Origin of the sequence: Achromobacter sp. D10 (assembly GCF_035282245.1) — a bacterium.
Taxonomy (GTDB): domain Bacteria; phylum Pseudomonadota; class Gammaproteobacteria; order Burkholderiales; family Burkholderiaceae_B; genus Achromobacter; species Achromobacter insolitus.
The window spans coordinates 208,926-230,947 of the sequence record NZ_JAYJLE010000003.1 but is presented as its reverse complement, the minus strand read 5'-3'; the positions used below and the strand labels follow the sequence as shown (position 1 = coordinate 230,947).

At 65.7% G+C, this 22,022-nt stretch carries 19 protein-coding genes; 7 read left to right on the top strand and 12 right to left on the bottom strand.

Annotation, left to right across the window (positions count from 1 at the left end):
* Positions 1-79 precede the first annotated feature (79 nt).
* Together VCS63_RS11270 and VCS63_RS11265 are read left to right on the top strand one after the other, a co-directional pair.
* A complete protein-coding gene (locus VCS63_RS11270; RefSeq protein WP_042796856.1) occupies positions 80-943 on the top strand; it encodes a LysR family transcriptional regulator in 864 nt (287 codons plus the stop codon).
* Between the two features lie 38 nt (positions 944-981).
* The gene (locus tag VCS63_RS11265) at positions 982-1,551 is read left to right on the top strand and encodes a phosphonate degradation HD-domain oxygenase (RefSeq protein ID WP_063961840.1); all 570 of its coding nucleotides are present in this window, start codon (positions 982-984) and stop codon (positions 1,549-1,551) included.
* Here VCS63_RS11265 and VCS63_RS11260 read toward each other — a convergent pair.
* Complete coding sequence (locus VCS63_RS11260; protein WP_323879763.1) at positions 1,529-2,761, bottom strand: MFS transporter; 1,233 nt, start codon at positions 2,759-2,761, stop codon at positions 1,529-1,531. The two genes, VCS63_RS11265 and VCS63_RS11260, sit on opposite strands and share 23 nt — an antisense overlap.
* Before the next feature lie 114 nt (positions 2,762-2,875).
* Between VCS63_RS11260 and VCS63_RS11255 the strand changes: the two genes are divergently transcribed.
* A complete protein-coding gene (locus VCS63_RS11255; RefSeq protein WP_323879760.1) occupies positions 2,876-3,802 on the top strand; it encodes a LysR family transcriptional regulator in 927 nt (308 codons plus the stop codon).
* Between the two features lie 34 nt (positions 3,803-3,836).
* Here VCS63_RS11255 and VCS63_RS11250 read toward each other — a convergent pair whose 3' ends face one another.
* Positions 3,837-4,688: a sulfurtransferase gene (locus VCS63_RS11250; RefSeq protein WP_323879759.1), complete on the bottom strand. Its 852-nt coding sequence runs from the start codon at positions 4,686-4,688 to the stop codon at positions 3,837-3,839.
* A 37-nt stretch (positions 4,689-4,725) separates the two neighbouring features.
* Complete coding sequence (locus VCS63_RS11245) at positions 4,726-5,580, bottom strand: DMT family transporter (RefSeq protein WP_042792601.1); 855 nt, start codon at positions 5,578-5,580, stop codon at positions 4,726-4,728.
* Positions 5,581-5,732: 152 nt separating this feature from the next.
* On the opposite strand from VCS63_RS11245, the gene htpX reads away from it, so the two are divergent.
* Entirely contained in the window at positions 5,733-6,614 is an 882-nt protein-coding gene (gene htpX, locus VCS63_RS11240) for a protease HtpX (protein ID WP_042792599.1), read from the top strand.
* A gap of 64 nt (positions 6,615-6,678) precedes the next feature.
* Here htpX and VCS63_RS11235 read toward each other — a convergent pair whose 3' ends face one another.
* Entirely contained in the window at positions 6,679-8,070 is a 1,392-nt protein-coding gene (locus tag VCS63_RS11235) for an L-serine ammonia-lyase (RefSeq protein ID WP_175199205.1), read from the bottom strand.
* 182 nt (positions 8,071-8,252) lie between these two features.
* On the opposite strand from VCS63_RS11235, the gene VCS63_RS11230 reads away from it, so the two are divergent.
* Positions 8,253-9,914 carry a Na/Pi cotransporter family protein gene (locus tag VCS63_RS11230; protein WP_042792597.1) on the top strand — a complete coding sequence of 554 codons (1,662 nt, stop codon included), beginning with the start codon at positions 8,253-8,255 and terminating at the stop codon, positions 9,912-9,914.
* 77 nt (positions 9,915-9,991) lie between these two features.
* On the opposite strand, the gene VCS63_RS11225 is transcribed toward VCS63_RS11230, so the two are convergent.
* From VCS63_RS11225 to polA, 3 genes are all read right to left on the bottom strand, one after another.
* Entirely contained in the window at positions 9,992-10,780 is a 789-nt protein-coding gene (locus tag VCS63_RS11225; RefSeq protein ID WP_076817929.1) for a dienelactone hydrolase family protein, read from the bottom strand.
* Positions 10,781-10,851: 71 nt separating this feature from the next.
* Positions 10,852-11,691 carry a ZIP family metal transporter gene (locus tag VCS63_RS11220; RefSeq protein WP_042792596.1) on the bottom strand — a complete coding sequence of 280 codons (840 nt, stop codon included), beginning with the start codon at positions 11,689-11,691 and terminating at the stop codon, positions 10,852-10,854.
* Positions 11,692-11,801: 110 nt separating this feature from the next.
* Positions 11,802-14,519, bottom strand: coding sequence for a DNA polymerase I (polA, locus tag VCS63_RS11215; RefSeq protein WP_063961838.1), 2,718 nt, complete (start codon positions 14,517-14,519; stop codon positions 11,802-11,804).
* 64 nt (positions 14,520-14,583) lie between these two features.
* Here polA and VCS63_RS11210 point away from each other — a divergent pair, with 64 nt between their 5' ends.
* Positions 14,584-15,210, top strand: coding sequence for a TIGR00730 family Rossman fold protein (locus tag VCS63_RS11210; RefSeq protein WP_323879751.1), 627 nt, complete (start codon positions 14,584-14,586; stop codon positions 15,208-15,210).
* 38 nt (positions 15,211-15,248) lie between these two features.
* On the opposite strand, the gene VCS63_RS11205 is transcribed toward VCS63_RS11210, so the two are convergent.
* Together VCS63_RS11205 and VCS63_RS11200 are read right to left on the bottom strand one after the other, a co-directional pair.
* Positions 15,249-16,673, bottom strand: a complete 1,425-nt coding sequence (locus VCS63_RS11205; protein ID WP_323879749.1) for a M20 family metallopeptidase — start codon at positions 16,671-16,673, stop codon at positions 15,249-15,251.
* A 43-nt stretch (positions 16,674-16,716) separates the two neighbouring features.
* Entirely contained in the window at positions 16,717-17,700 is a 984-nt protein-coding gene (locus tag VCS63_RS11200) for a Bug family tripartite tricarboxylate transporter substrate binding protein (protein ID WP_301876747.1), read from the bottom strand.
* A gap of 103 nt (positions 17,701-17,803) precedes the next feature.
* On the opposite strand from VCS63_RS11200, the gene VCS63_RS11195 reads away from it, so the two are divergent.
* Positions 17,804-18,766: a LysR family transcriptional regulator gene (locus VCS63_RS11195; RefSeq protein WP_232033754.1), complete on the top strand. Its 963-nt coding sequence runs from the start codon at positions 17,804-17,806 to the stop codon at positions 18,764-18,766.
* Positions 18,767-18,803: 37 nt separating this feature from the next.
* On the opposite strand, the gene VCS63_RS11190 is transcribed toward VCS63_RS11195, so the two are convergent.
* The 3 genes from VCS63_RS11190 to VCS63_RS11180 all read right to left on the bottom strand — a co-directional run bounded on the left by VCS63_RS11190 (position 18,804) and on the right by VCS63_RS11180 (position 21,995).
* Positions 18,804-19,592: a 1,6-dihydroxycyclohexa-2,4-diene-1-carboxylate dehydrogenase gene (locus VCS63_RS11190; protein ID WP_063961834.1), complete on the bottom strand. Its 789-nt coding sequence runs from the start codon at positions 19,590-19,592 to the stop codon at positions 18,804-18,806.
* 23 nt (positions 19,593-19,615) lie between these two features.
* Positions 19,616-20,962: an MFS transporter gene (locus VCS63_RS11185; protein ID WP_088607562.1), complete on the bottom strand. Its 1,347-nt coding sequence runs from the start codon at positions 20,960-20,962 to the stop codon at positions 19,616-19,618.
* Between the two features lie 118 nt (positions 20,963-21,080).
* Positions 21,081-21,995, bottom strand: coding sequence for a dioxygenase (locus VCS63_RS11180; RefSeq protein WP_063961833.1), 915 nt, complete (start codon positions 21,993-21,995; stop codon positions 21,081-21,083).
* Positions 21,996-22,022 lie beyond the last annotated feature (27 nt).

Here is a 22,022-nt window from a genome sequence, read left to right as displayed (position 1 = left end):
AATGCAGTAATAAAAACATCAAATTATTTTGGTGTACTGGCGGTCTTGCGCATTGCGCCCCTATTCCGCCCCCTGCACCGTGCTTGTCGCCGAACTCAAATCCTTCTACGCCGTGGCCCGCTGCGGCACCGTCACCAAGGCTGCCGCCCAATTGGGAGTCAGCCAGCCCACGGTGACGGGGCAATTGCGCCAGTTGGAGTCCCGCTACGGCGTCGAGCTGTTCCACCGCCAGGGCCGCGGCATGCGCCTGTCCGATGCCGGCCACAGCCTGATGCCGATGGTGGAAAAGCTGGTCCAGCAGGAAACCGAGATCGATTTCCGCCTGCGCGACGCCAGTGACTTGCGCGAGGGCAATCTGCGCATCGGCGCCACCGGCCCTTACTACATCATGGACACGGTGCGCGCCTACAACCAGCGCTACCCGGGTATCGATCTGACCCTGGCCATCGGCAACTCGCAGAGCATGCTGCAAGCGCTCCATGACTATCGGATCGAGATTGCCACGTCGTCTTTTCTGATGGATGACAAGCACCTGTACCGGCGCATGATCGCCGCCGACCCCATCCGTGTCGTAACGCACCGCGATCACCCTCTCGCGCGCCATGGTCGCCTCTGCCTGGCGGACCTGGCCGATCACGCGCTGCTGTTGCGCGAACCCGGCTCCATGACGCGGCAATTGACGGAGGACGCCTTGCTTGCGGCTGGCGTCAGCGTGCGCCGCACGCTGGAAATCGGCAGCCGCGAATCGATCCGCCAGGCCATTCTGTGCGGGCTGGGGATCAGCCTGATTCCCTCGCGCGAAATCCCGTCCCATCCCGATCTGGCGGCCCTGGACATCGAGGGCGCCGACATCGTGATGCACGAATACCTGTACTGCCTGCGCGAGCGCCAACCGGTGCAGCTTATCGCGCGCTTTCTGGAGATGGCGCCAGCCGCCGGCTGAGCGCCGCCCTCCCCTATGCGGCCACTCAGGAGACAACCATGGCCTTGACCTTGCAAGATATCGAGCAGATTTTCCTGGAGCGCGGGCACCGCTCCTATGACGGCGAATCCGTCAGCCATCTGCGACACGCGCTGCAGACCGCGGCGCTGGCCGAACGCCACGGCGCAAGCGCGCACTTGATCACCGCCAGCCTGCTGCATGACCTGGGCCACCTCATCGCCGACAGGCCGGGCACCCCTACGCTGCGCGGTATCGACGACAAACACCAGTATTTCGTGCTGCCCTTCCTGCGCGGCCTGTTCAGCTCGGCGGTGCTGGATCCGATCCGGCTGCATGTGGAGGCCAAGCGTTACCTCTGCTATGTGGAACCGCAATATGAAGCGTCGCTTTCGGAGGATTCGAAACGCAGCCTGGCGCTGCAGGGGGGCAGTTTCGATGCGAGCCAGGCGGTGGAATTCGCGAGCATGCCGGGCGCGCCGGATGCGATTCGCCTGAGGCGCTGGGACGACATGGCCAAGGTTCCCGGCCTGGCCACACCGCCCCTGGACCACTTCCTGGAGATCGCCGAGAGCGTCTCCGGGCGGGTCAAGCTGGCTGCCATTTGGTAGGGCTGGCGGGAAAGCCGTGCGTCCTGGCGGTCCAGACGACCGCCAGCGTCGCCGCCAGCAGAGCGAGCAGCGCCGGCACGAAAGCGGCCACTCCCACGCGTTCGAGCAATGCGCCACCGACCACGCCGCCCGCGGCAATCGCCGTATTCCACGCGGTCACCAGCATGGACTGCGCAACGTCCGCGGCCTCGCCCGCCGTCTTGGCCAACGCAGTCTGGAACAGCGTCGGCGAGCCGCCGAACGCCACGCCCCAAGCGCCAACCGACAAATAAAGCATGGCCGGCATGCCGCCAACGGTACCCAGCGCGAACGCGGCCAGGCCGAACAGCGCGATGCAGGCCAGGGTAAGCACCCGCAGATGGCGGTCGATCAGCGTCCCGACCACCCAAATGCCGACGAGGGAACTCAGTCCGAACACCAGCAGCACCAGCTCGGTGCTTGCGGCCATCCCTAGCGATGCCAGCAACGGCGCGATGTAGATATAGAGGATGTTGTGCGCCAGAACGAAAGCCAGCACCGCGAACAGCACCGGACGCACGCCGGGCAGCAGGAATACGCGTCGTAGCGGCAATTGCCGGCCCCGGGCTTGTCCCGCGAAATCCGGCACCCGCAGGCGCACCCAGACCATCAGCATCAACGCCAATCCGCTCATGATGCCGAAGCCCGCGCGCCAGCCCCAAAGCGCACCCAGGAAGGTTCCAGCCGGCACGCCCAGCGACAGCGCCAGCGGCGCCCCCAGCATCGCCACGGCAATCGCCCGCCCCTGCTGGTGCGCGGGCACCATGCGCGCGGCGTAACCGGCCAGCAGCGCCCACAACAGCCCCGCCGACACGCCCGCCAGGAAGCGTGCAGCCAGCGTCAGCACATAGGCGGATGACAGCGCGGTCACGGTATTGGCCAACACGAATCCGGCAATAGCCATCAGCAGCAACGGCCGCCGCCGCACGCCCCGGGTGGCGGCGACCAGCGGGATCGCCGCCACCAGCGAGCCGATCGCATAGATAGTCACGGTCTGGCCGATACTGGCCTGGGATACGGCCAGGCCCTGCGCCATCTGCGGCAGCAGTCCGGCAGGCAGCGCCTCGGTCAGGATGGTGATGAAGCCCGCCATGGCCAGCGCCAGCAGCGGGCCCAGCGGCAGCCGGTCGCGAGGGGCTGCGGGATGCGCGTACGCAGTTTGCGGGCGCGGTGAATTCGTCGATTTCTTCATGTCAGGCATCTCGTTGAAGCTTGGTGCCGAGACGATAAAAGCCCCGCGATTAAAGAAAAAGTAGGCTACATTTCCTTCTTATGCGGAACCAAATGTCCGCAATCGAGGAAATAGATGGAAAGCCTCAATGGCTTTGTCGTGTTCGTACAGGTGGCAGAAACACGCAGCTTCGTGGCCGCAGGCCGACTTCTCGGCGTGTCGGCATCCGCTATTGGCAAGAGCGTGGCGCGGCTCGAGGACAAGCTGGGCGTGCGCCTGTTCCACCGGAGTACGCGCAGCGTCACGCTGACGGCCGAGGGCATCCTGTTCCTGGAGCGCTGCCGCCGCATCCTGGCCGAGATCGAGGCGGCCGAACTGGAACTGTCACACGCAGCCGCCGCCCCGAGAGGACGCTTGCGCGTCAGCCTGCCGCTGGTCAGCGGGCTGGTGCTGCCGGTGCTGGGCGAGTTCATGCGCGCCTATCCCGAAATCGAACTCGACCTGGACTTCACTGACCGCATGGTCGATGTCATCGAAGAAGGTTTCGACGCCGTGGTGCGCACGGGTGAACCCGCCGACTCCCGCCTGTCTGCACGCCGCCTGGGCACATTCCGAATTCTGCTGGTCGCCTCGCCCGCCTATCTAGCCAGCCGGGGCGCCCCCAAGGCGCCGGCCGACCTGCTGCATCACAGCTGCTTGCACTATCGCTTTCCCAGCAGCGGCAAGCTGGAGAGCTGGGGCGTGCGGCAAGGACCCGGCGAACCCGAACTGCCACTGCCTGTCTCCATGATCTGCAACAACATCGAGACACGCGCCTGCTTCGCGCTGCAAGGCCTGGGCATCGCCTACCTGCCGGACTTCGCCATCCGCGAACCCTTGGCGGATGGCAGCCTGGTGCAGGTCCTGGCGGGGCAAGTGGAACGCACCAACGTCTTTCACATGCTCTGGCCCGCCAGCAGGCAGCCGTCACCTAAAGTGCGGGCGCTGGTGGACTTTCTTGGAGCCAGGGTGTTCGCAGAGGGCAATGCGCGAGCCGAGCCGGGCGGTCGAGGACGCCGATAAAAAAAGCCAGGGCATGCTCCCTGGCTTCGAGGACCTATGCGCCCTTGGCCACCGGGCGGGACGGGTCGCTGCACCATTCGCTCCAGGATCCCGGGTACAGCCGAGAACCGGAGAGGCCCGCGATCTCCATGGACAGCAGATTGTGGCAAGCCGTGATGCCGGACCCGCACTGGTGCACGATGGCAGCAGGATCTCGGCCATTCAGCAGGCTGGCGAACTCCTCGCGCAACTGTTCGGCAGGCTTGAAACGGCCGTCGGGCTGGAGATTTTCGCCATTGGGGCGGTTCAGGGCGCCAGGGATATGGCCGGCCACCGGATCCATGGGTTCGACTTCGCCGCGGTAACGGTTGGCCGCGCGCGCATCGATCACGGTAAACGCGGGGCTGGAGATATTCTCCAGCACCGTCCGGGCGTCCACGGCAGCCGCCAGCGAGGGGCCGGGTTCGACCGGCTGGCCTGCGCGCACGGGGGCAGCCGCTACTGTCGTGGTGGGCAGCCCGGCCGCGGTCCATGCCTGCCAGCCGCCATCCAGCACGGCCACCTGATCGTGTCCCATCCAGCGCAGCATCCACCACAGGTGCGCCGCGTACATGCCGCCGCTACCGTCATACGCCACCACCAGGGTCTGGGGCGTCACGCCGTGGGCAGCCATGAGCGCGGCCAGTTCGGCGCGCGAGGGCAACGGATGGCGGCCGTTCTTGCCAGTGCGGGCCGCGGACAGCTCGGTTTCATGGTCCAGGTAGCGCGCGCCGGGAATATGGCCGGCATCGTAGGCTTGGCGGCCCGCGGCGTGGTTGCTCAGATCGTGCCGCACATCGAACACGCGCACGTCGGGCGCGTCCAGGCGCTTGGCCAGGTCGGCGGCGGAAATCAGGGTCATCGTCATTCGGTGTGCTCCTGTGAGGGAAGGTGGCGACCGTGGGTCAGGCCGGCTTGGGGTCGCGCATGGTGCGCCATATCGACAGCAGACCCGCGAAAATGATCAGGCCCATGCCGGCCCAGGCCAGGGCGTCCAGCTGTTCGCCCCAGAATCCCATGCCCAGCAGGGCCGCGAAGATGATGGTGCTGTACTGCAGCGCCGCCGTCAGCAGCGCCGAGCCCAGGCCGAAGGCGCGCGTCATGGCCAACTGACCGAACAGGCCCGACAGGCCCACGCCCAACAGCGACAGGTAGCCCGTCCAATCGGCCTGGCCCCACCCTTCGAACGCCAGCCCGGCCAGGCTGGACACGCAAACCGCCACGGAGAAGAACAGCACCGTGCGCCATTCCGGTTCGCCGACCCGGCCCAATTGGCGGATCTGCATCATGGCGATGGCGGACATGGCGCCAGCGGTCATCCCCAACAGCGCGGCCAGCCACTGGTCTTCGTTGATGCTGGGGCGCAGCACCGCGATCACGCCCAGGAACCCCAATGCCACCGCCAGGATGCGCACGGGGTCGCGCTGCGCGCCGCCCCACCCCAGCATCCAACAGGCGATGAACAGCGGCGCCGTGTAGTTCAGGCTGGTGGCGGTGGCAAGGGGCAGATGGGCGATGGCGAAGAACCCCAGCCACATGGACGTGACGCCGGACAGGTTGCGCCACAGGTGGAGTTTCCAGCTGACGGGAATGATGGACTGGCGGCCGGCCCGGGCCCAGATCAGCAGCAGGATGACCGAGGGCAGTCCGCGAAAAAGCACGACTTGCGGCAACGAGGCGCCGTGCTCGGTGCCGAGTTTCACGAACGAACCCATGATGGCGAACATGGCGGACGCCAGCAACATCCAAAGTGCCTGCATGGGGGTCTACGCTAAGGGAAAAGTGAGGAGGAATAAGGGAAAGCGATACTATACTCTCCGTCACCGGAAGCGGCGCCGGCGAGTCGGGGAACTGGCGGGCCGCCGCGATGTCGAATCCCGGCATATCCTGCTCGCAGAGGAACACAAAAAACATGAAACGCATTGTCTTGTTCGTCCTGACCAACCTGGCCGTCATGCTCGTGCTGTCGGCCACGCTGCGCATCCTGGGCGTGGACCGCTATATCACCGCCAATGGCCTGAACCTGAATGCCTTGCTGATTTTTTCGGCGGTGGTGGGTTTCACGGGCGCGATCATCTCGCTCTTGATCAGCAAGCCCATGGCCAAATGGAGCACCGGCGCCCAGGTTCTGGACCCGAACTCGCCCCGCAACCAACGCGAAGCCTGGCTGGTCGACACCGTGCACCAGTTGGCTGACCGCGCCGGCATCGGCCGCCCGGAGGTCGCCATCTATGAAGGCGCCCCCAACGCATTTGCCACCGGCGCATTCAAGAACGACTCCCTCGTCGCCGTGTCGACCGGCCTGCTGGAAAGCATGAGCGAAGAAGAAGTCGCCGCCGTGCTGGCCCACGAAGTCGCCCACATCGCCAATGGCGACATGGTCACGCTGACCCTGATCCAGGGCGTGGTGAACACCTTTGTGGTGTTCCTCGCGCGCGTGGTCGGCTACTTCATCGACCGCGCCGTGTTCAAGAACGAACGCGGCATCGGCCCGGGCTACTACATCACCGTGCTGGTCTGTGAAATCATCTTCGGCGTCCTGGCCTCGATCATCGTGGCCTGGTTCTCGCGCCAGCGCGAATACCGCGCCGACGCCGGCTCGGCCCACCTGATGGGCGCCCGCGAACCCATGATCCGCGCATTGGCCCGCCTGGGCGGCCTGGAGCCGGGCGAACTGCCCAAGTCCTTCGAAGCCTCGGGCATCACCGGCAAGGGCGGCCTGGCCGCCATGTTCGCCTCGCACCCGCCGATTCCGGCCCGTATCGCCGCGCTGCAGAATGCGCGCGTGATCTAACCAGCCAGGCCCGCGGCAGGGCGGCCGGTTGCCTGGACGCCCTCCGCAAAGACAGCCGCGCCCTTCAGCACTCGACGATGTTCACCGCCAGGCCGCCGCGCGCGGTTTCCTTGTACTTGGTCTTCATGTCGGCGCCGGTTTCGCGCATGGTCTTGATGACGGAGTCCAGCGACACGTAGTGCTGGCCATCGCCCCGCAGCGCCATCCGCGCGGCGTTGACGGCCTTGATCGAGGCCATCGCATTGCGCTCGATACAGGGAATCTGGACCAGCCCGCCCACCGGGTCGCAGGTCAGGCCCAGATTGTGCTCCATCCCGATTTCTGCCGCGTTCTCGACCTGTTCGACCGTGCCGCCCAAGGCCGCCGCCAGGCCGCCCGCCGCCATCGAGCAGGCCACGCCGACCTCGCCTTGGCAGCCGACTTCGGCGCCCGACAATGAGGCGTTGTACTTGTACAGCAGCCCCACGGCGGCCGCGGTCAGCAGGAAATCACGCACCCCGTCGCGATTGGAGCCGGGCACGAAACGGTCGTAGTAGTGCAGCACGGCCGGGATAATGCCGGCGGCGCCGTTGGTCGGCGCCGTCACCACGCGGCCGCCCGCTGCATTTTCTTCGTTGACCGCCATGGCGTACAGATTGACCCAGTCCATGACGGACAAGGGATCGGACAAGGTGCGTTCGGCCCGCTGGGTCAGGTTGCGGTACAGCTCGGGAGCGCGGCGGCGCACGCGCAACGGGCCGGGCAGTTCGCCGTCGGCTTCGGGGTAATTGATGCCGCAACCGCGCGACACGCAGTCCTGCATGACTTGCCAGATGCGGTCCAGCCCGGCGTGTACCTCGGCCTCGTCGCGCCAGGTCAATTCATTCTTCATCATCAACTGCGCCACCGACAGGCCGCTTTCGCTGCACATGGCCATCAGCTCGCGGCCCATGCGGAACGGATACGGCAGCTGATCGTGCGCTGCGATGACCTGGCTGTTGGAGGCGCCAGCCGTCACCACGAAACCGCCGCCCACCGACAGATAGCGGGCTTCGCGCAGCGATGCCCCGTCGGCGTCAAAAGCATGAAACTTCATGCCGTTAGGATGCTCCGCCATGGCTTCGCGGCGGTAGAACATCAGGTGTTCCTTTTCCACGAAAGGAACCGGATAGCGCCCCAGCAGCGGCAATTGGCGGCTGGCGCGCACCGACGCGATCATGCCGGCAATGGCGGCGGGATCCACGGTGTCGGGCGCTTCGCCCATCAAACCCAGCAACACTCCCTTGTCGGTGCCGTGGCCCTTGCCCGTGGCGCCCAGCGATCCGTAGAGTTCGGCGCGCACGGAGGCCACATTGGGCATGAGTCCGTCACGCTCCAGGCCTTGCGCGAACAACAGGGCAGCCCGCATGGGCCCCACCGTATGGGAGCTAGACGGACCTATGCCTATCTTGAACAGGTCGAAAACGGAAACGGCCACGCAAAACTCCAGTACATCAGCGATTGATGGGGCAATGATACGCGCAGGCCAGCCCGCGCGCAGCTAGCCTCCTGTTGCGTAAGGCGTATGCTGTATTGAAGGGACAGGTTCCCCCGCCCGTGCCGCGCATGCGATCATTACAGAATTATTTCTTGTCATAAAAAGAATGGAAACACGCCAGGATGTCCGGACTTATTACCCTGCTTGACTTCGCCGGCTACGTCGCCCTGCTCCTGTGGGGCGTGCACATGGTCCAGACAGGCGTGCAACGCGCCTTTGGGGCCGCGCTGGGCGCGGCATTGGGCAAGGCCCTGGGCACCCGGCTGCGGGCCTTCGCCGCAGGGCTGGGCATTACTGCCGCGCTGCAGAGCAGCACCGCCACGGGCCTGATGATCACCGGTTTCGCGGCGGGTGGCGTCGTCGGGCTGGCGCCGGCCCTGGCCGCCATGCTGGGCGCCAATGTCGGCACCACGCTCATCGTCCAGCTGCTGTCTTTCGACTTGACCTCGCTCGCCCCCATCCTGATCCTCGTGGGGGTCTGGATGTTCCGCCGCTATCCGCCGGGCCGCACGCGCGACCTGGGCCGCGTCTTCATCGGCCTGGGGCTGCTGCTGCTGTCCCTGCATCAGCTGGTCGAGTTGTTCCAGCCCTTCCAGACCGCGCCCATGCTGGGCATGATCCTGGACGCGCTGGCGACCCAGCCGGTGGCCACCGTGCTGCTGGCGGCCGCCTTCACCTGGGCCGCGCACTCCAGCGTGGCCGTAGTGGTGCTGGTCATGTCGCTGGCAAGCCATCACATGGTGGCCCCGCATGTTGCTTTTGCCCTGGTACTGGGGGCCAACCTGGGCACCGCCATCAATCCCATGATCGAAGGCGTAACCGGCGATGACCCCGCTGCCCGCCGCTTGCCGCTGGGCAACCTCCTGACCCGCGTGCTGGGCGTGCTGGCCGGCCTGATGCTGCTGCCCTATCTGCAGCCGATGATGAGCGAACTGGCGGCGGACCCGGCCCGCGCCGTGGCCAATTTCCACACGCTGTTCAACGCGGTCATCGCGCTGGTGTTCCTGCCGCTGCTGACACCCTATGCCGCCCTGCTGACACGCTGGCTGCCCAAGCGCGCCGACCCGAACGACCCGTCGCGCCCCCAGTACCTGGACGAGTGGGCCCACGACGTGCCCGCCGTGGCCCTGGGCAACGCCGCACGCGAAGCATTGCGCATGGCCGACATGCTGCAGACGCTGCTGCTCTATGCCCGCGCCGGCTTCAAGCGCGACAACCGCCACCGCATGGTGCAGGCGCGGCAGCTCGACGTCGCGCTGGACAAACTGGAGAACGCCATCACGACCTACCTGGCCACGCTGGACCAGGAGAACATGACCCGTGAAGACGTGCAGCGCCTGGACGACATCCTGGCCTTCACCAGCAATATCGGCCATGCCGGCGACATTGCCCACCACGGCCTGCTCAGCCACGTGGCCAAGCTGCGCAAGCAGGGCTGGGTCTTCTCGCCCGAGCAGCGTGCCAGCCTGGACGACACGCTGGGCCAACTGATCGCGAACCAGCGCACGGCCGCGGCCCTGTTCGTCAACGACGACCTGCGCCAGGCCCGCGCGCTGGCGGGTGAAAAGGCCCGCTTCCGCTCGATCGAAACCAATGCCGCGGACACGCACTTGCAGAAAATCAAGGGCGGCGAAGTCGACGCCGCCGAGGTGGGCGCGCTCTACCTGGACATCCTGCGCGACATGAAGGGCATCAATTCCCATCTGGTCGGCGCAGCGGCCTACCCCCTGCTGGCGCGGCACGGCGAACTGCTGCCCAGCCGCTTGCGTGAAGCGGGGAACTGAGCAGAACGAAAAAGCCGACCTTATGTGGTCGGCTTTTTTCACCGCGCTCCCGGGCAGCTTTCGCTGCGCCCCGGATCCTACAAATAACGCTTGAACCACTCCAGCATGCGCTTCCAGCCATCCTGCGCGGCCTCGGCCTTGTAGCTGGCGCGATAGTCCGCCAGGAAGGCGTGGTCGGCTTCGGGATACACCACGATTTCCGAACGCCGCGCGTTGTCGTTGCCGGCGGCCAACTTGGCTTTCATGGTCTCGACGTCGGCCAAAGGAATGCTGGCGTCCTTGCCGCCATACAGGCCCAGCACCGGCGCATGCAACGCATTGACCACGTCGAAGGCGAAGCGCTTGATCAGCGGCCCGTGGCCCACGCTCAATTTGCCGTACCAGGCCACGGCCGCCTTGACGTCGGGATTGTGCGCGGCGTACATCCAGGTCAGGCGGCCGCCCCAGCAGAAACCCGTCACCGCCACCCGCTTGGGATCGCCGCCGTGCGCGGCAGCCCAGGCGACGCTGGCATCGAGGTCGGCATAGACCTGTTCATCCGGCACCTTGCTGACCAGTTCGGCGATAAGTTTCGGGATGTCGGTATAGACAGAAGCATCGCCCTGGCGTTCATAGAGATTGGCGGCCACGGCGAGATAGCCCGCCTTGGCGACCCGGCGGCACAGATCCTTGATGTGCTCGTGCACGCCGAAGATTTCCTGGACCACCAGCACGATGGGCAGGTCGCCCTTTCCTTCGGGCGCGGCGTAATAGGCATCGATCGAACCATCGGCCACGGGCAGTTTGAAATCCCCGTGGACCAGGCCCCGGGTGTCCGTGTGGATCACGGTGGGCGCGACATTGCCGGCTGCGGCGGAAAAACTCATGAAGAACTCCTGTGTAGGGATGATCAACCAAGCCGGATATCCCACCAGCGCCTGCATGGCCCCGGCCGGTCTCAATGCCGGTGCGTATGCTCCACTTGCGGCGCGCCATGGCCAACTTCGGCCCCATGGTCATGCCCATGGTGCATCACCGTGGTGACGCTGTAGATCAGCACCACGCCCACGCCGACCAGCAGCAACTGCGGGACGGCGTCGGCCAGGGATACCCGTTCGTGCATCTGCGGCATCAGGTCGGCCACCGAGATATACAGGAAGCTGCTTGCCGCAACCACCAGCACATACGGCACCCATTGCTGCGCCTGCTGCAGCACAAAGTACCCTATTATGCCGCCCACGGCTGAACACAAGCTGGTGAAGAGAATCAGGGAGAACGCGCGGCGCCGCGCCAGGCCTGCATTGAGCAGCACCACGAAGTCGCCCAGCTTGTGCGGCACTTCGTGGATGATGATGGACGCCGCAGTCAATACGCCCAGCAGCGGATCGGTCAGGAAAGCCGCAGCCACCAGCACGCCGTCGCACAGGTTGTGCAGCGAGCTGCCTATCAGGATCAGCACGCCGCCCCGGCCCGCCTCATGGCGGTCATGTCCCTTGTGATGGTGATGGCCATCGCCTTCGTGATGATGGCTGTGCCGCAGCAGCGCAATTTTCTCCAGCACGAAAAAACCGATCAGCGACGCCAGCATCAAGCCGAAAAGCACGTGGGCATCGGCCACGCCGGTCTCGAACGCCTCGGGCAGCAGATGCAGCAGGGCGACGGACAGCAGTACGCCCACCGACAGGCTGACCATGTGGTGCAGATATTGCGCGAAGACCTTGTAGGCCAGCCAGCTGGCGACAAGTACGGCGATAAGCCCGCCGGTGACGGTGGCGAGCAAAACCCAGAGCAGCAACATTTGGGGGACGTGTTTAAGGCGGGGAAGCGCAACATTATATTGTTGCAATACCAAAAACGGAAATGGGCCGCACGCGGCGGCCCATCCCTCTGTACGGCAGGCCCCCGTGCCTAGTGAGCCTGCTCCCAGTTCTTGCCCATGCCCACTTCGGCCACCAGCGGTACGCGCAGCGTGGCGACATTGCACATCAGGCGCGGCAGCGCTTCCTTGACCAGTTCCAGTTCGGAGTCCGGCGCCTCGAGCACCAGTTCATCGTGCACCTGCATGATCATGCGCGTCTGCAGGTTTTCGGCTTCCAGCCAGTCCTGCACCGCCACCATGGCCATCTTGATCAGGTCGGCCGCCGTGCCCTGCATGGGCGCATTGATGGCCGCGCGCTCGGCTGCCTGGCGGCGCGGACCGGATGCGCCGCGGATCTCGGGCAATTGCAACCGGCGTCCGAAGACGGTTTCCACGTATCCCTGTTCGCGCGCGCGGCGGCGGGTGTCCTCCATGTACATCGCCACGCCGGGATAGCGGGCGAAGTAACGGTCGATGTAGGCCTGCGCGGCGTCGCGCGTGATGCCCAGGTTCGATGCCAGCCCGAACACGCCCATGCCGTAGATGAGGCCGAAGTTGATGGCCTTGGCGGCGCGGCGCTGTTCGGTGGAGACATCGGCCAGCGCAACGCCGAACACTTCCGAGGCCGTGGCGCGGTGAATGTCCTCGCCGGCGGCAAAGGCGCGCTGCAGATTGGCGTCGTCCGACACGTGCGCCATGATGCGCAGTTCAATCTGGGAATAGTCCGCCGACATCAGCATGCCCTGCTCGGCGATGAAGGCCTCGCGCACCCGCCTGCCGGCTTCGGTGCGCACCGGAATGTTTTGCAGATTGGGATCGGACGATGCCAGACGACCGGTGATCACCGCCGCCTGCGAATAGTGCGTGTGCACTCGGCCCGTGTCCGGATTGATCATGCGCGGCAGCTTGTCGGTGTAAGTCGACTTCAGCTTGGACAGCCCGCGGTATTCCAAGAGGACCTGCGGCAATGGGTAATCCTGCGCCAGCTTGCTCAGCACTTCTTCGTCGGTGGACGGCGCGCCGCTGGCCGTCTTGCGCACCACCGGCAGCTGCATGCGGCCAAACAGGATCTCGCCCAACTGCTTGGGCGAATTCAGGTTGAACGGCTGGCCGGCCAACTCATAGGCCTTTTGTTCGAGCTGCAGCATTTCCTGGCCCAGCTTGTGGCTCTGGCGTCCCAGCTCGGCCGCATCCACCTTGACGCCATTGCGCTCGATCGTGGTCAGCACGGTGGATACCTGCATTTCCAGCAGATAGATGCGGTTCAGGCCTTCGTCGGCCGCCACCATCGGGCGCAGCACCTGATGCAGCTGCAAGGTGAAGTCCGAGTCTTCAGCGGCATAGTGGCCGGCCTTGTCCACCGCGACTTCATCAAAGCCGATCTGCTTGGCCCCCTTGCCGCAGAGGTCCTCGTAGGACACGCCGCTGCGGCCCAGATAGCGCTGGGCCAGGTCATTCAGGCCCACGCCGCGATGCGATTCCAGCACATAGGCCTGCAGCATCGTGTCTTCGGTGATGCCGGCCAGCTTGATCCCTTCGTTGGCGAACACGTGCGCGTCGTACTTGGCATGATGCAGCAGCTTGGCTCGCGAGGCGTCCTCGAGCCAGGGCTTCAGGCGCGCCAGAACCTCGGCCTTGGGCAGTTGCGGCGCGTTGTCGGGGCCGCGATGCGCCACCGGGATGTAGCATGCCACGCCTGGCGATACCGCCAGCGACATGCCCACCATCCTGGCTTGCATTTCATCCAGCGAGGTGGTCTCGGTGTCCACCGCAACAAGCGGCGCGTCCTTCAGTTTTTCCATCCAGGCGTCAAACGCGGCCCAATCGGAAATGATCTGGTAGTCCAGCTCCGTGGGCGCGGCCGGCGCCTCGTGCGCGACGCGCGCGTCGCCCGTGGGCACGCGCTCGGCATCACCGGTCAAATCGCGCAGCCAGGTACGAAAGCCGTAACGCTCATAGAGTTCGGTCAGCGTGGCAACGTCGCGTTCACGTGGCGTGAGATCGGCGACACCGTCGACGTGGCCTGCCAGGTCACAGTCGTACTTCACGGTCAGCAATTGGCGGGTCATCGGGAAATTCGGAATGGCCTCGCGCAGGTTGCTGCCCGCCACGCCCTTGATGCTGTCCGCGCCTTCCACCAGCTTGTCAATCGAGCCAAATTCCGTAAGCCACTTGACCGCGGTCTTCGGGCCCACCTTGGTTACCCCGGGCACATTGTCCACGGCGTCCCCGACCAACATCAGGTAATCCACGATGCGGTCCGGCGGAACGCCGAACTTGTTGACCACGCCGGCCTCGTCCAGCACTTCGCCCGTCATGGTGTTGACCAGGGTGACGTGGCTGTTGACCAGTTGCGCCAGATCCTTGTCGCCGGTGGACACGATGGTGTGCACGTCATGCTCGGCCGCGCGCTTGGCCAGGGTACCGATCACGTCATCGGCCTCGACGCCTTCTATGGCCAGCACCGGCCAGCCAAGCGCGCGCACGGCGCGATGGATGGGCTCGATCTGCGCCGCCAGGTCTTCCGGCATGGGGGGGCGGTGGGACTTGTATTCCGGGTAGATATCGTCCCGGAAGGTCTTGCCGCGAGCATCGAAAATACATGCGGCATACTCTGCCTTATGATCAGAGACAAGTTTGCGCAGCATATTCACCACGCCGTAGAGCGCCCCCGTGGGTTCGCCTTGCGCGTTGCGCAAATCAGGCATAGCGTGGAAAGCGCGGTACAAGTAACTTGAACCGTCGACCAGTAATAAGGTTTTTTTCATGGTTACAAAGGCAGATATGGCAATAGCTGCGGAAACACCCGCCAACAAACAAATTCCGCTGATTATGTCAGAGATACGGACGGCGGCAGACAAGCTCGCGAACATCGGGCCTGCTGTCAGCGTCTTCGGCAGTGCGCGAGTCAGCCGTAATTCCCCTCACTATGAAGCCACCGTCGCAATCTCCGCCGCCCTGGCCGATGCGGGTTTCGCGGTAATCGCCGGCGGCGGTCCCGGCATCATGGAGGCAGCCAATAAGGGCGCATTCGAGGCAGGGGGCACCAGCATCGGGCTGAACATCAGTCTCCCGCATGAAGCGCACAACAACGAATACCAGACCATCAGCCTGTCATTCGAGTATTTTTTCTCGCGCAAGGCAACCTTCTTCATGCACAGCTTCGCCTATGTGGCGATGCCTGGCGGTTTCGGCACCCTGGATGAGCTCTTCGAAGCGCTGACGCTCATCCAGACGGGCAAGGTTCCACCCGCCCCCATCGTGCTGGTGGGCAGCGAGTACTGGTCCGGCCTGGTCGAGTGGCTGGGAGGCCAGGTACTGGCCAACGGCATGATAGGCGCGCACGACCTGGACCTCTTCATCATTGAAGACGATCCCGTCAAGGTGGTGCGCAAGGTCGTGGAATTCCACGCCAAGGTGCATTCGGACGCGCAATACGCGCCATCCCTGCCCGCTTGATGTCAACCGGGGCGGCCTTGCGCCGCCCTCTCCCACGCCTACCGGCGCATGAACGAAGGCAGCACGTCCGCCGGAATCGGGCAGACATACGGCTGCCCGCGGCGCGTTTCCGTCAGTTCCGCCTTGGCGCGGGCCAGCGCCTCGGGCTGCGTATACAGGTCCGCGGCGGTCGCCGCGATGATCTTGGCCGCGTGCACCATGCCCTTGTGCGCCATGGACATCTTGCCCTGCGCCACCATCTGCCAGGAATGGAACGGCGTGCCGTAGGCATAGCAGGCGCCCCAGCATTGCGCGGTGGGCGCGACCCAGCTCACGTCGCCCACGTCGGTGGAACCGTAGGTGATCTCGGTCTTGCCTGGTTCGTAAGGCGCCACGCCGGTGAACAGCGGCGTCGGATTACGCAATACCGCACCGAGGTTCTTCCCGGCGTTGTCGATATCGTCCGCGGAAATCGCGTCCCACATGCGGCGCGCGGCCTGCTGTTCGCCAGTGGTGTACTGCGGCCCCTGCAACGCCAGCATGTTGTCGTACATGATCTGGTTGAGTACGCCATTGGGAATGTAGTTCGAGCACGCCTTGTCGAATACGATTTCCAGTTCGCAGCCCGTCATCAGCGCGGCGCCGCGCGCCACGTTCTGCACGCGCTCGTACAGTTCCGCGGCTTGCGAATTGATGGGTGCGCGCACCAGATACAACACCTCGGCCCGCGCCTGCACGACGTTGGGTGAAATGCCGCCGCTATTGGTCACCGCATAGTGCACGCGCGCATCCGGCACCATGTGTTCGCGCAGATAGTTAACCCCCACGTTCATCAGTTCCACCGCGTCCAGCGCGCTGCGGCCCAGATGCGGCGAATTGGCGGCATGCGCGGCCACGCCGCGGAAGCGGAAATAGGCCTGGATGTTGGCCAGCGAGGACTGATAGAAGATCCCCGTGTGCGATGCCGGGTGCCAGGTCAGCGCCGCGTCCAGATCGTCGAACAGCCCTGCACGCGCCATGAAAGTCTTGCCCGAGCCCCCCTCTTCCGCGGGACAGCCGTAGAAGCGGATGGTGCCGGGCAGGCCGTTGGCCTCGAGGAACTCCTTCACCGCCACCGCGGCGAAATGCGCAGCCGTGCCCAGCAGATGATGGCCGCAGCCATGGCCATTGCCGTTCGGCGTTTCCGGTGACGGCTGGCAGGCGTACGCACCGCTTTCCTGGCTCAGGCCGGACAGCGCGTCGTACTCGCCCAGGATGCCGATCACGGGTCCGCCGTTGCCGGCCTCGGCCACGAAAGCGGTGGGAATGCCAGCGGCATCGCGCGTGACGCGAAAACCGGCTTCCTCCAGCATCGCGATGTGCAACTCGGCGGACTTGTGTTCGTCGTAGCGCAGTTCGGCCAGGCTCCAGATGCGGTCGCTCAGTTCCGCGTAGCGCTCGCTGCGCGCGTCGATGAACGGCGCAAGTTTGTCGATGGCACCCATTGTTTCTCCTGTGGCTGGTGTGGCGGGGAAAAAACCGGTCAGGTCACTCGTCGAGCTTGATGCCGGCAGTTTCAATGATTTTGCGATTGGCGGCCAGCGTCTGCGCGATGCGGTCGGCGAACGCCTGGGGCGTGCCCGCGTCCGGCTGCGCGCCCATGCCGGCCAGGCGCTGCACCAGGGCCGGATCGGCCAGTGCGCGCACGGCGGCCTGGTTCAGGCGCTGCACCACGGCCTCCGGTGTTCCCGCGGGCGCGACCAGGCCGAACCAGGTCTGGCCCAGCGCGTTGAGCTGCGGATACCCTAGTTCCGTCATGGTCGGAAGTTCCGGCATGTCGGGCAGCCGGGCTGGCGCGGACACCGCGATGGCACGGAGCTTGCCGGCCTTGACCAGCGATTGCGCCGATGCGTACTGGTCCTGCTGCACCTGCACTTCGCCGCCCACGGCGGCAGTCAGCGCCGGCCCCATGCCGCGGTACGGCACGTGCAACACATCGACCTTCAGGTCGGCGTTCATGGCCGCCAGGTTCAAATGGCCGAGCGACCCCACGCCGGGCGAGCCGTAGGAGTACTTTCCGGGATGGGCGCGCAGTTCCGCCAGGAATTGCGCGAAGTCCTGCGCGGGAAACGCCGGATTCACCATCCATACGACCGGCACCGTGGCGACGGATGCCACGGGCGCCAACTGCGTCTGCGGATCGACGCGCTTGGTGCCGTACAGCAGGGGATTGACCGCCATGGTGCTGACCGTGGCCATGCCCAGCGTATAGCCGTCCGGCTCGGCCCGAGCTACCGCCTCGGTACCGAGCAGCCCCCCCGCGCCAGCGCGATTCTCCACCACCACGCTCTGGCCCAGCTCCTTGCGCAGGCCCTCTGCCACCGCGCGGGCCAGGGCGTCCGTGGAGCCGCCGGGCGCAAATGGCACGATGAGCCGCACGGGCTGGGAAGGATAGTTGCCCTGGGCGGCGGCCAAGGACGAAACGCTCAAAGTTACGGCGCAAACAAGGGCATGCAGCAAACGGGACTTCATGGACCAGCCACTCCTGGGAACGGAAGCGATGAACGGGATCGCTGCATTGTGGCCAGGGCATATCCTTATTTCAAATATATTAATGCGTGGATATATTCGCGTTTTGAATAGCTATTTTTCCCGTGCCATGGACGTCGCCCCCGCCACCCTGTTGTCGCGCCTGCTGGCCAAGGGCCGCCTGCGCCACTTGCAATTGCTGGCCAGCATTGCGGACCTGGGCAGCATCCAACAGGCGGCCAGCCATATCGGCCTGAGCCAGCCTGCGGCGACTCACGCGCTGGCCGATATCGAGGATCTGCTGGAGGTCCGGCTGTTCGAACGCCACGCCCGCGGCATGCGCACCACGCGTAGCGGCCAGCTCATGGCGGAGTGCGCCCGGAGCATGCTGACGACACTGCGCGCGTCCACCGATACGGTTGCGGCGCTGCGCCAGGGCGCTACCGGCAGCCTGCGCCTGGGCGCCATCCCGGCCGCCACCGGGGGGCTGCTGGCCGAACGCCTGCCCGCCTACATGAAGGCGCGCCCGGGCTTGCAGGTGGAGATCGTGGAAGGAAGCCGGGAACAACTGCTGCCTCAGGCGGCCGGTGGCAGCCTGGACATGCTGCTATGCCGGCGTCCGGAGGCGGTCCCGGCGGGCCTGGAATTCGTGGCGTTGCAGGAAGACAGGGCGGTGATCGTAGCCGCCGCGGGCCACCCGCTGCTGGATCCCGGCGGCACGCCTACGCTGGCGCAAGTCACCTCCCAGCTCTGGATCGAGCCGCGTCCGGAACTGGCGATCCATGCGGTGTTCAAGGCCTTTTTCGAACGCGCCGGCGTACTGCCCCGGCTATGCAGGCTGAGCAGCGCCGCCCCGCCCATGCCCTTGCTCATCGCCATCATGCAGGCCCAGGAAGCGCTGGCGATGGTGCCGCAAACCCTGGCCAACTGGTATGTGCAGCATGGCCATTTCCAGCGAGTGCCCATCGAATCGCCGGGCTCGTTCCAACCCATCGGTGCAATCGCGCGTGAACAGGGTCCGGGCCGTGATTTCCTGGATTGGCTGGCCGCGAACCGCCAGGCCGGCTGAGCCTGCACCGGTCGGTTCGAAACGGCCGCGCGCCTGCTCAGCCGATATCCCCTCCAGCCACGTACATGATCTGTCCGGTGATGTAGGAGGCCTCAGGCGCGGCCATGAAGCAGATCGCCGCGGCGACTTCCTCGGCCTGGCCCAGTCGGTCCTGCGGCGTGTCCCGCAGGCACGACGCGTACATCTCGCCCACCCATGCGGTCTCCTGCTCGGACGGCGTCTCATGATTGCGCGGGATCGCGCGCACGCCATTGTCCAGCGCGCCGGGCGACACGCAGTTGACGCGCACGCCGGATTTCGCAAGCTCCAACGCCATGCAGACAGTGGCGGCATGCACGCCGCCCTTGGACGCCGAATATGGCACGCGGTAGATGCCCCGCGTAGCATTGGAACCCACGTTGACGATGGCGCCCGCGCCTTGGACCCGCATCACCGGTATGACTTCGCGGCAGGACCACAGCGTGGGCCACAGCGAACGATTGACTTCGCGCTGCATCTGCTCGGGCGTGTACTCCCAGAAGGGCCGGGTCCAGATCGTGCCGCCGACGTTATGCACGGATACGTCGATCCGGCCGTTGATTTCCAGCGCTGCCCGCACCATGGACTGCGCGCCCTCATGGGTTTCCAGATCCGCCTGCACGAAGCGGGCCTGTCCGCCCGCAGCCCGGATTTCCTCGGCCACCGCAGCGCCCTGCTCCTCTGCCCGGTCCACGACCACGACGTGGGCGCCTTCGGCCGCCAGGCGTCTCGCCGTTGCCCGGCCCACGCCTTGGGCGGCGCCCGTGACCAGGGCCACCTGGCCTTTGAAACGTTGTTGTGTATTCATGTTTGCATCGTCCTTGCAGATAATCAGTGCGCCGCCGAAAGCGCGCCGTCCGGCCGCGCGTGCGCCAGCTTGAGGCTCAGCACCGCAAGGGCCGCGACCGCCAGGGGCACCGCCAGCGCCATGAAGAATCCCGACGGTCCGCCCCAGGCCAGGAACGTGCCACCGATGGCCGAACCCGCGATCGCACCCGCGCGTCCCATGCCGATAGCCCAGCCGGTCGCCGTGGCGCGCAGCGCGGTGGGATACGCGCCCACGATCAGATAGTTCAGCGCGATCTGCTGTCCGCCTATGCCCAGCCCCGCGGCGCCGACCAGGATGAAGACCAGCGTCCAGTTGTCGCCGGCATAGCTCAAGCCGACGGCCACTGCGATGCCCAACGCGAACATCCCGCCCAGCAAGCGCCGGGTGTTGACGCGCGGCAGCACGAAGGACAGCGGAATCGCGCAGATGATGAAGACGGCATTAACGATGACCGTGCCCATGGGAGCCTGTTCAGCGGGCAGGCCGGCGGCCTTGAGCACCGTGGGCAGCCAGGACAACAACATGAACCAGGCCACCCAGTTCAACAGGTACACCGCCCAGATCGCCACGGTCTTGCCGCCGTGCCCGCCGGAGAACAACGCGCCGACGCTGGCCTTGGCGACGGATTCCTCAGGCACGGTGAACTGCGTGTCGGCGTCCAGCTTGCGGCGCGATATTGTCGAGAGTATTCGCGCGATGTAGCGCTGGCTTTCCGGGTCTCGCCGAGTGGCCTTGAAGTACAGGGACTCGGGCAGCATGAGGGCGGCGACGGCCAGCAGGACCAAGGGCGCCAGGCCGCCCACCACGAAGATGCCTTCCCAGCCGATGACGGGCAACATGCGCGCGGCGAGCAGCCCTCCCAGCATGGCGCCCGCGGGCAGGCCCAACAACACGCCGGTCATGATGGCGCCACGCAGCCGGGCCGGGCCGTACTCGGCCGCCAGCGCCAGCAGCACGGGCGTGCAGCCGCCCATGCCCAGCCCGGCAATGAAGCGCAGCACGAGGATGTGGGTCGTATCGGTGGCCCAGGCCGTGGCCAGCGTGGACAGGCCGAACAGAGCCAGGCCAAGCATGATGGCCGGCCGGCGGCCGATGCGATCGCCGATCAGGCCCAGGGTCATGGCACCCACCGTCATGCCGACGATACCGGCGGTCAGGATGGGTGCCAACGCGCCTGCCTTCAGATCGAAAGCGGCCAGGATGGCCGGGCCGGTGAAGGCGATCGCCTGCGTATCGAATCCGTCGAACAGCGCGATAAGAAAGCACAGGATCAGCACGCGCCATTGAAAGGCGCCCAGTCGCTCCTGATCGATCAGCGTCGGAATCGACCAGCTGGAAGTAGCGGTCATGATGGTTGTCTCCATGGCGCGGCCGAACCCGGCCTCGCGCCTGCGGGTTGTTATGAGGTGTCAGGGGAAAATGGCGGCGCCGCGAACGGGCGCCGCCCAGGCAGTGATCAGAGCGTAATCAGGCGGTGGCGCGGTCCATGCGGGCTTGCGGGCGGGCCTCGTCGGCGTCCAGCGCCGGCTGCAGCACAAAGTCGAAACAGACGCGTGTGAAAGGGGCGTCCACGCCCAGGCTCTCATAGCCGGCGGGCGGCGTGTCCGGCTGCAGTTCGACCACCAGTCCATCGCGCGTGGCGAAGGCGAAGTCATCGTCCAGGAAGGTGTCGCCCGGGATGTTGACCTGCGTGGTCAGGGTTCGCAGGCCTTCGGCCGCCACCAGAAAGTGGATATGGGCCGGCCGGTTGCCATGGCGGCCCAGGGCCTCGAACAGTTCGGACGTGGGGCTGTTCGGCGGAATCGCGTAACCCGGCGGAATGAAGCTGCGGAAGCGATAGCGGCCCTGCGCGTCGGTCCTGATCTTGCGGCGCAGGTGATAGTCCTCCTGGTCGGGATCGAAGTGCGAATAGCGCCCCAGCTCGTTGGCATGCCAGACATCGACGAGCGCGCCGGCGACAGGCTTGCCGTCCACGTCGCGTACCTGCCCTTCCATGACCAGCACGGTGCCCTGCGCGGGATCCTCGTCCAGGCGTGCCTGGCCGTCCGAGAGCGGCGCGCCGGCAATGTAGAGCGGCCCCTCAATCGCGCGCGGCGTGCCGGCGGCGCGGCCAGCGGCCACGTCGGCCTCTTCCTCGCGGATGTCGATCAGGCGGTCAAAGCCCAGGCCGGCCGTGATCAGGCCGAGCTGGCCGCTGGCGCCCAGGCGTGCAAGCCAATCCACGCCAGCCCAGAATTCATCGGGTTTGATGTCGAGGTCATCGATCGCGCGGAACAGGTCCGACACAATGCGCTGCGTGATCTGCCGCACTCGTTCGTCGCCCGGATTGACTTGGGAGCTGTTGACCAGATCCAGTAGTTGTTGCTGGGTGTATTCAGCCATGATGCGTCTCCTGCATTTTTTGAATGA

Bases quoted from the DNA above. Each gene is read 5' to 3' on its own strand.
- VCS63_RS11265 (WP_063961840.1), top strand. From the start codon at position 982: ATGGCCTTGACCTTGCAAGATATCGAGCAGATTTTCCTGGAGCGCGGG.
- VCS63_RS11260 (WP_323879763.1), bottom strand. From the start codon at position 2,761: ATGAAGAAATCGACGAATTCACCGCGCCCGCAAACTGCGTACGCGCAT.
- VCS63_RS11255 (WP_323879760.1), top strand. From the start codon at position 2,876: ATGGAAAGCCTCAATGGCTTTGTCGTGTTCGTACAGGTGGCAGAAACA.
- VCS63_RS11250 (WP_323879759.1), bottom strand. From the start codon at position 4,688: ATGACGATGACCCTGATTTCCGCCGCCGACCTGGCCAAGCGCCTGGAC.
- VCS63_RS11245 (WP_042792601.1), bottom strand. From the start codon at position 5,580: ATGCAGGCACTTTGGATGTTGCTGGCGTCCGCCATGTTCGCCATCATG.
- htpX (WP_042792599.1), top strand. From the start codon at position 5,733: ATGAAACGCATTGTCTTGTTCGTCCTGACCAACCTGGCCGTCATGCTC.
- VCS63_RS11230 (WP_042792597.1), top strand. From the start codon at position 8,253: ATGTCCGGACTTATTACCCTGCTTGACTTCGCCGGCTACGTCGCCCTG.
- VCS63_RS11225 (WP_076817929.1), bottom strand. From the start codon at position 10,780: ATGAGTTTTTCCGCCGCAGCCGGCAATGTCGCGCCCACCGTGATCCAC.
- VCS63_RS11220 (WP_042792596.1), bottom strand. From the start codon at position 11,691: ATGTTGCTGCTCTGGGTTTTGCTCGCCACCGTCACCGGCGGGCTTATC.
- polA (WP_063961838.1), bottom strand. From the start codon at position 14,519: ATGAAAAAAACCTTATTACTGGTCGACGGTTCAAGTTACTTGTACCGC.
- VCS63_RS11210 (WP_323879751.1), top strand. From the start codon at position 14,584: ATGTCAGAGATACGGACGGCGGCAGACAAGCTCGCGAACATCGGGCCT.
- VCS63_RS11205 (WP_323879749.1), bottom strand. From the start codon at position 16,673: ATGGGTGCCATCGACAAACTTGCGCCGTTCATCGACGCGCGCAGCGAG.
- VCS63_RS11200 (WP_301876747.1), bottom strand. From the start codon at position 17,700: ATGAAGTCCCGTTTGCTGCATGCCCTTGTTTGCGCCGTAACTTTGAGC.
- VCS63_RS11190 (WP_063961834.1), bottom strand. From the start codon at position 19,592: ATGAATACACAACAACGTTTCAAAGGCCAGGTGGCCCTGGTCACGGGC.
- VCS63_RS11185 (WP_088607562.1), bottom strand. From the start codon at position 20,962: ATGACCGCTACTTCCAGCTGGTCGATTCCGACGCTGATCGATCAGGAG.
- VCS63_RS11180 (WP_063961833.1), bottom strand. From the start codon at position 21,995: ATGGCTGAATACACCCAGCAACAACTACTGGATCTGGTCAACAGCTCC.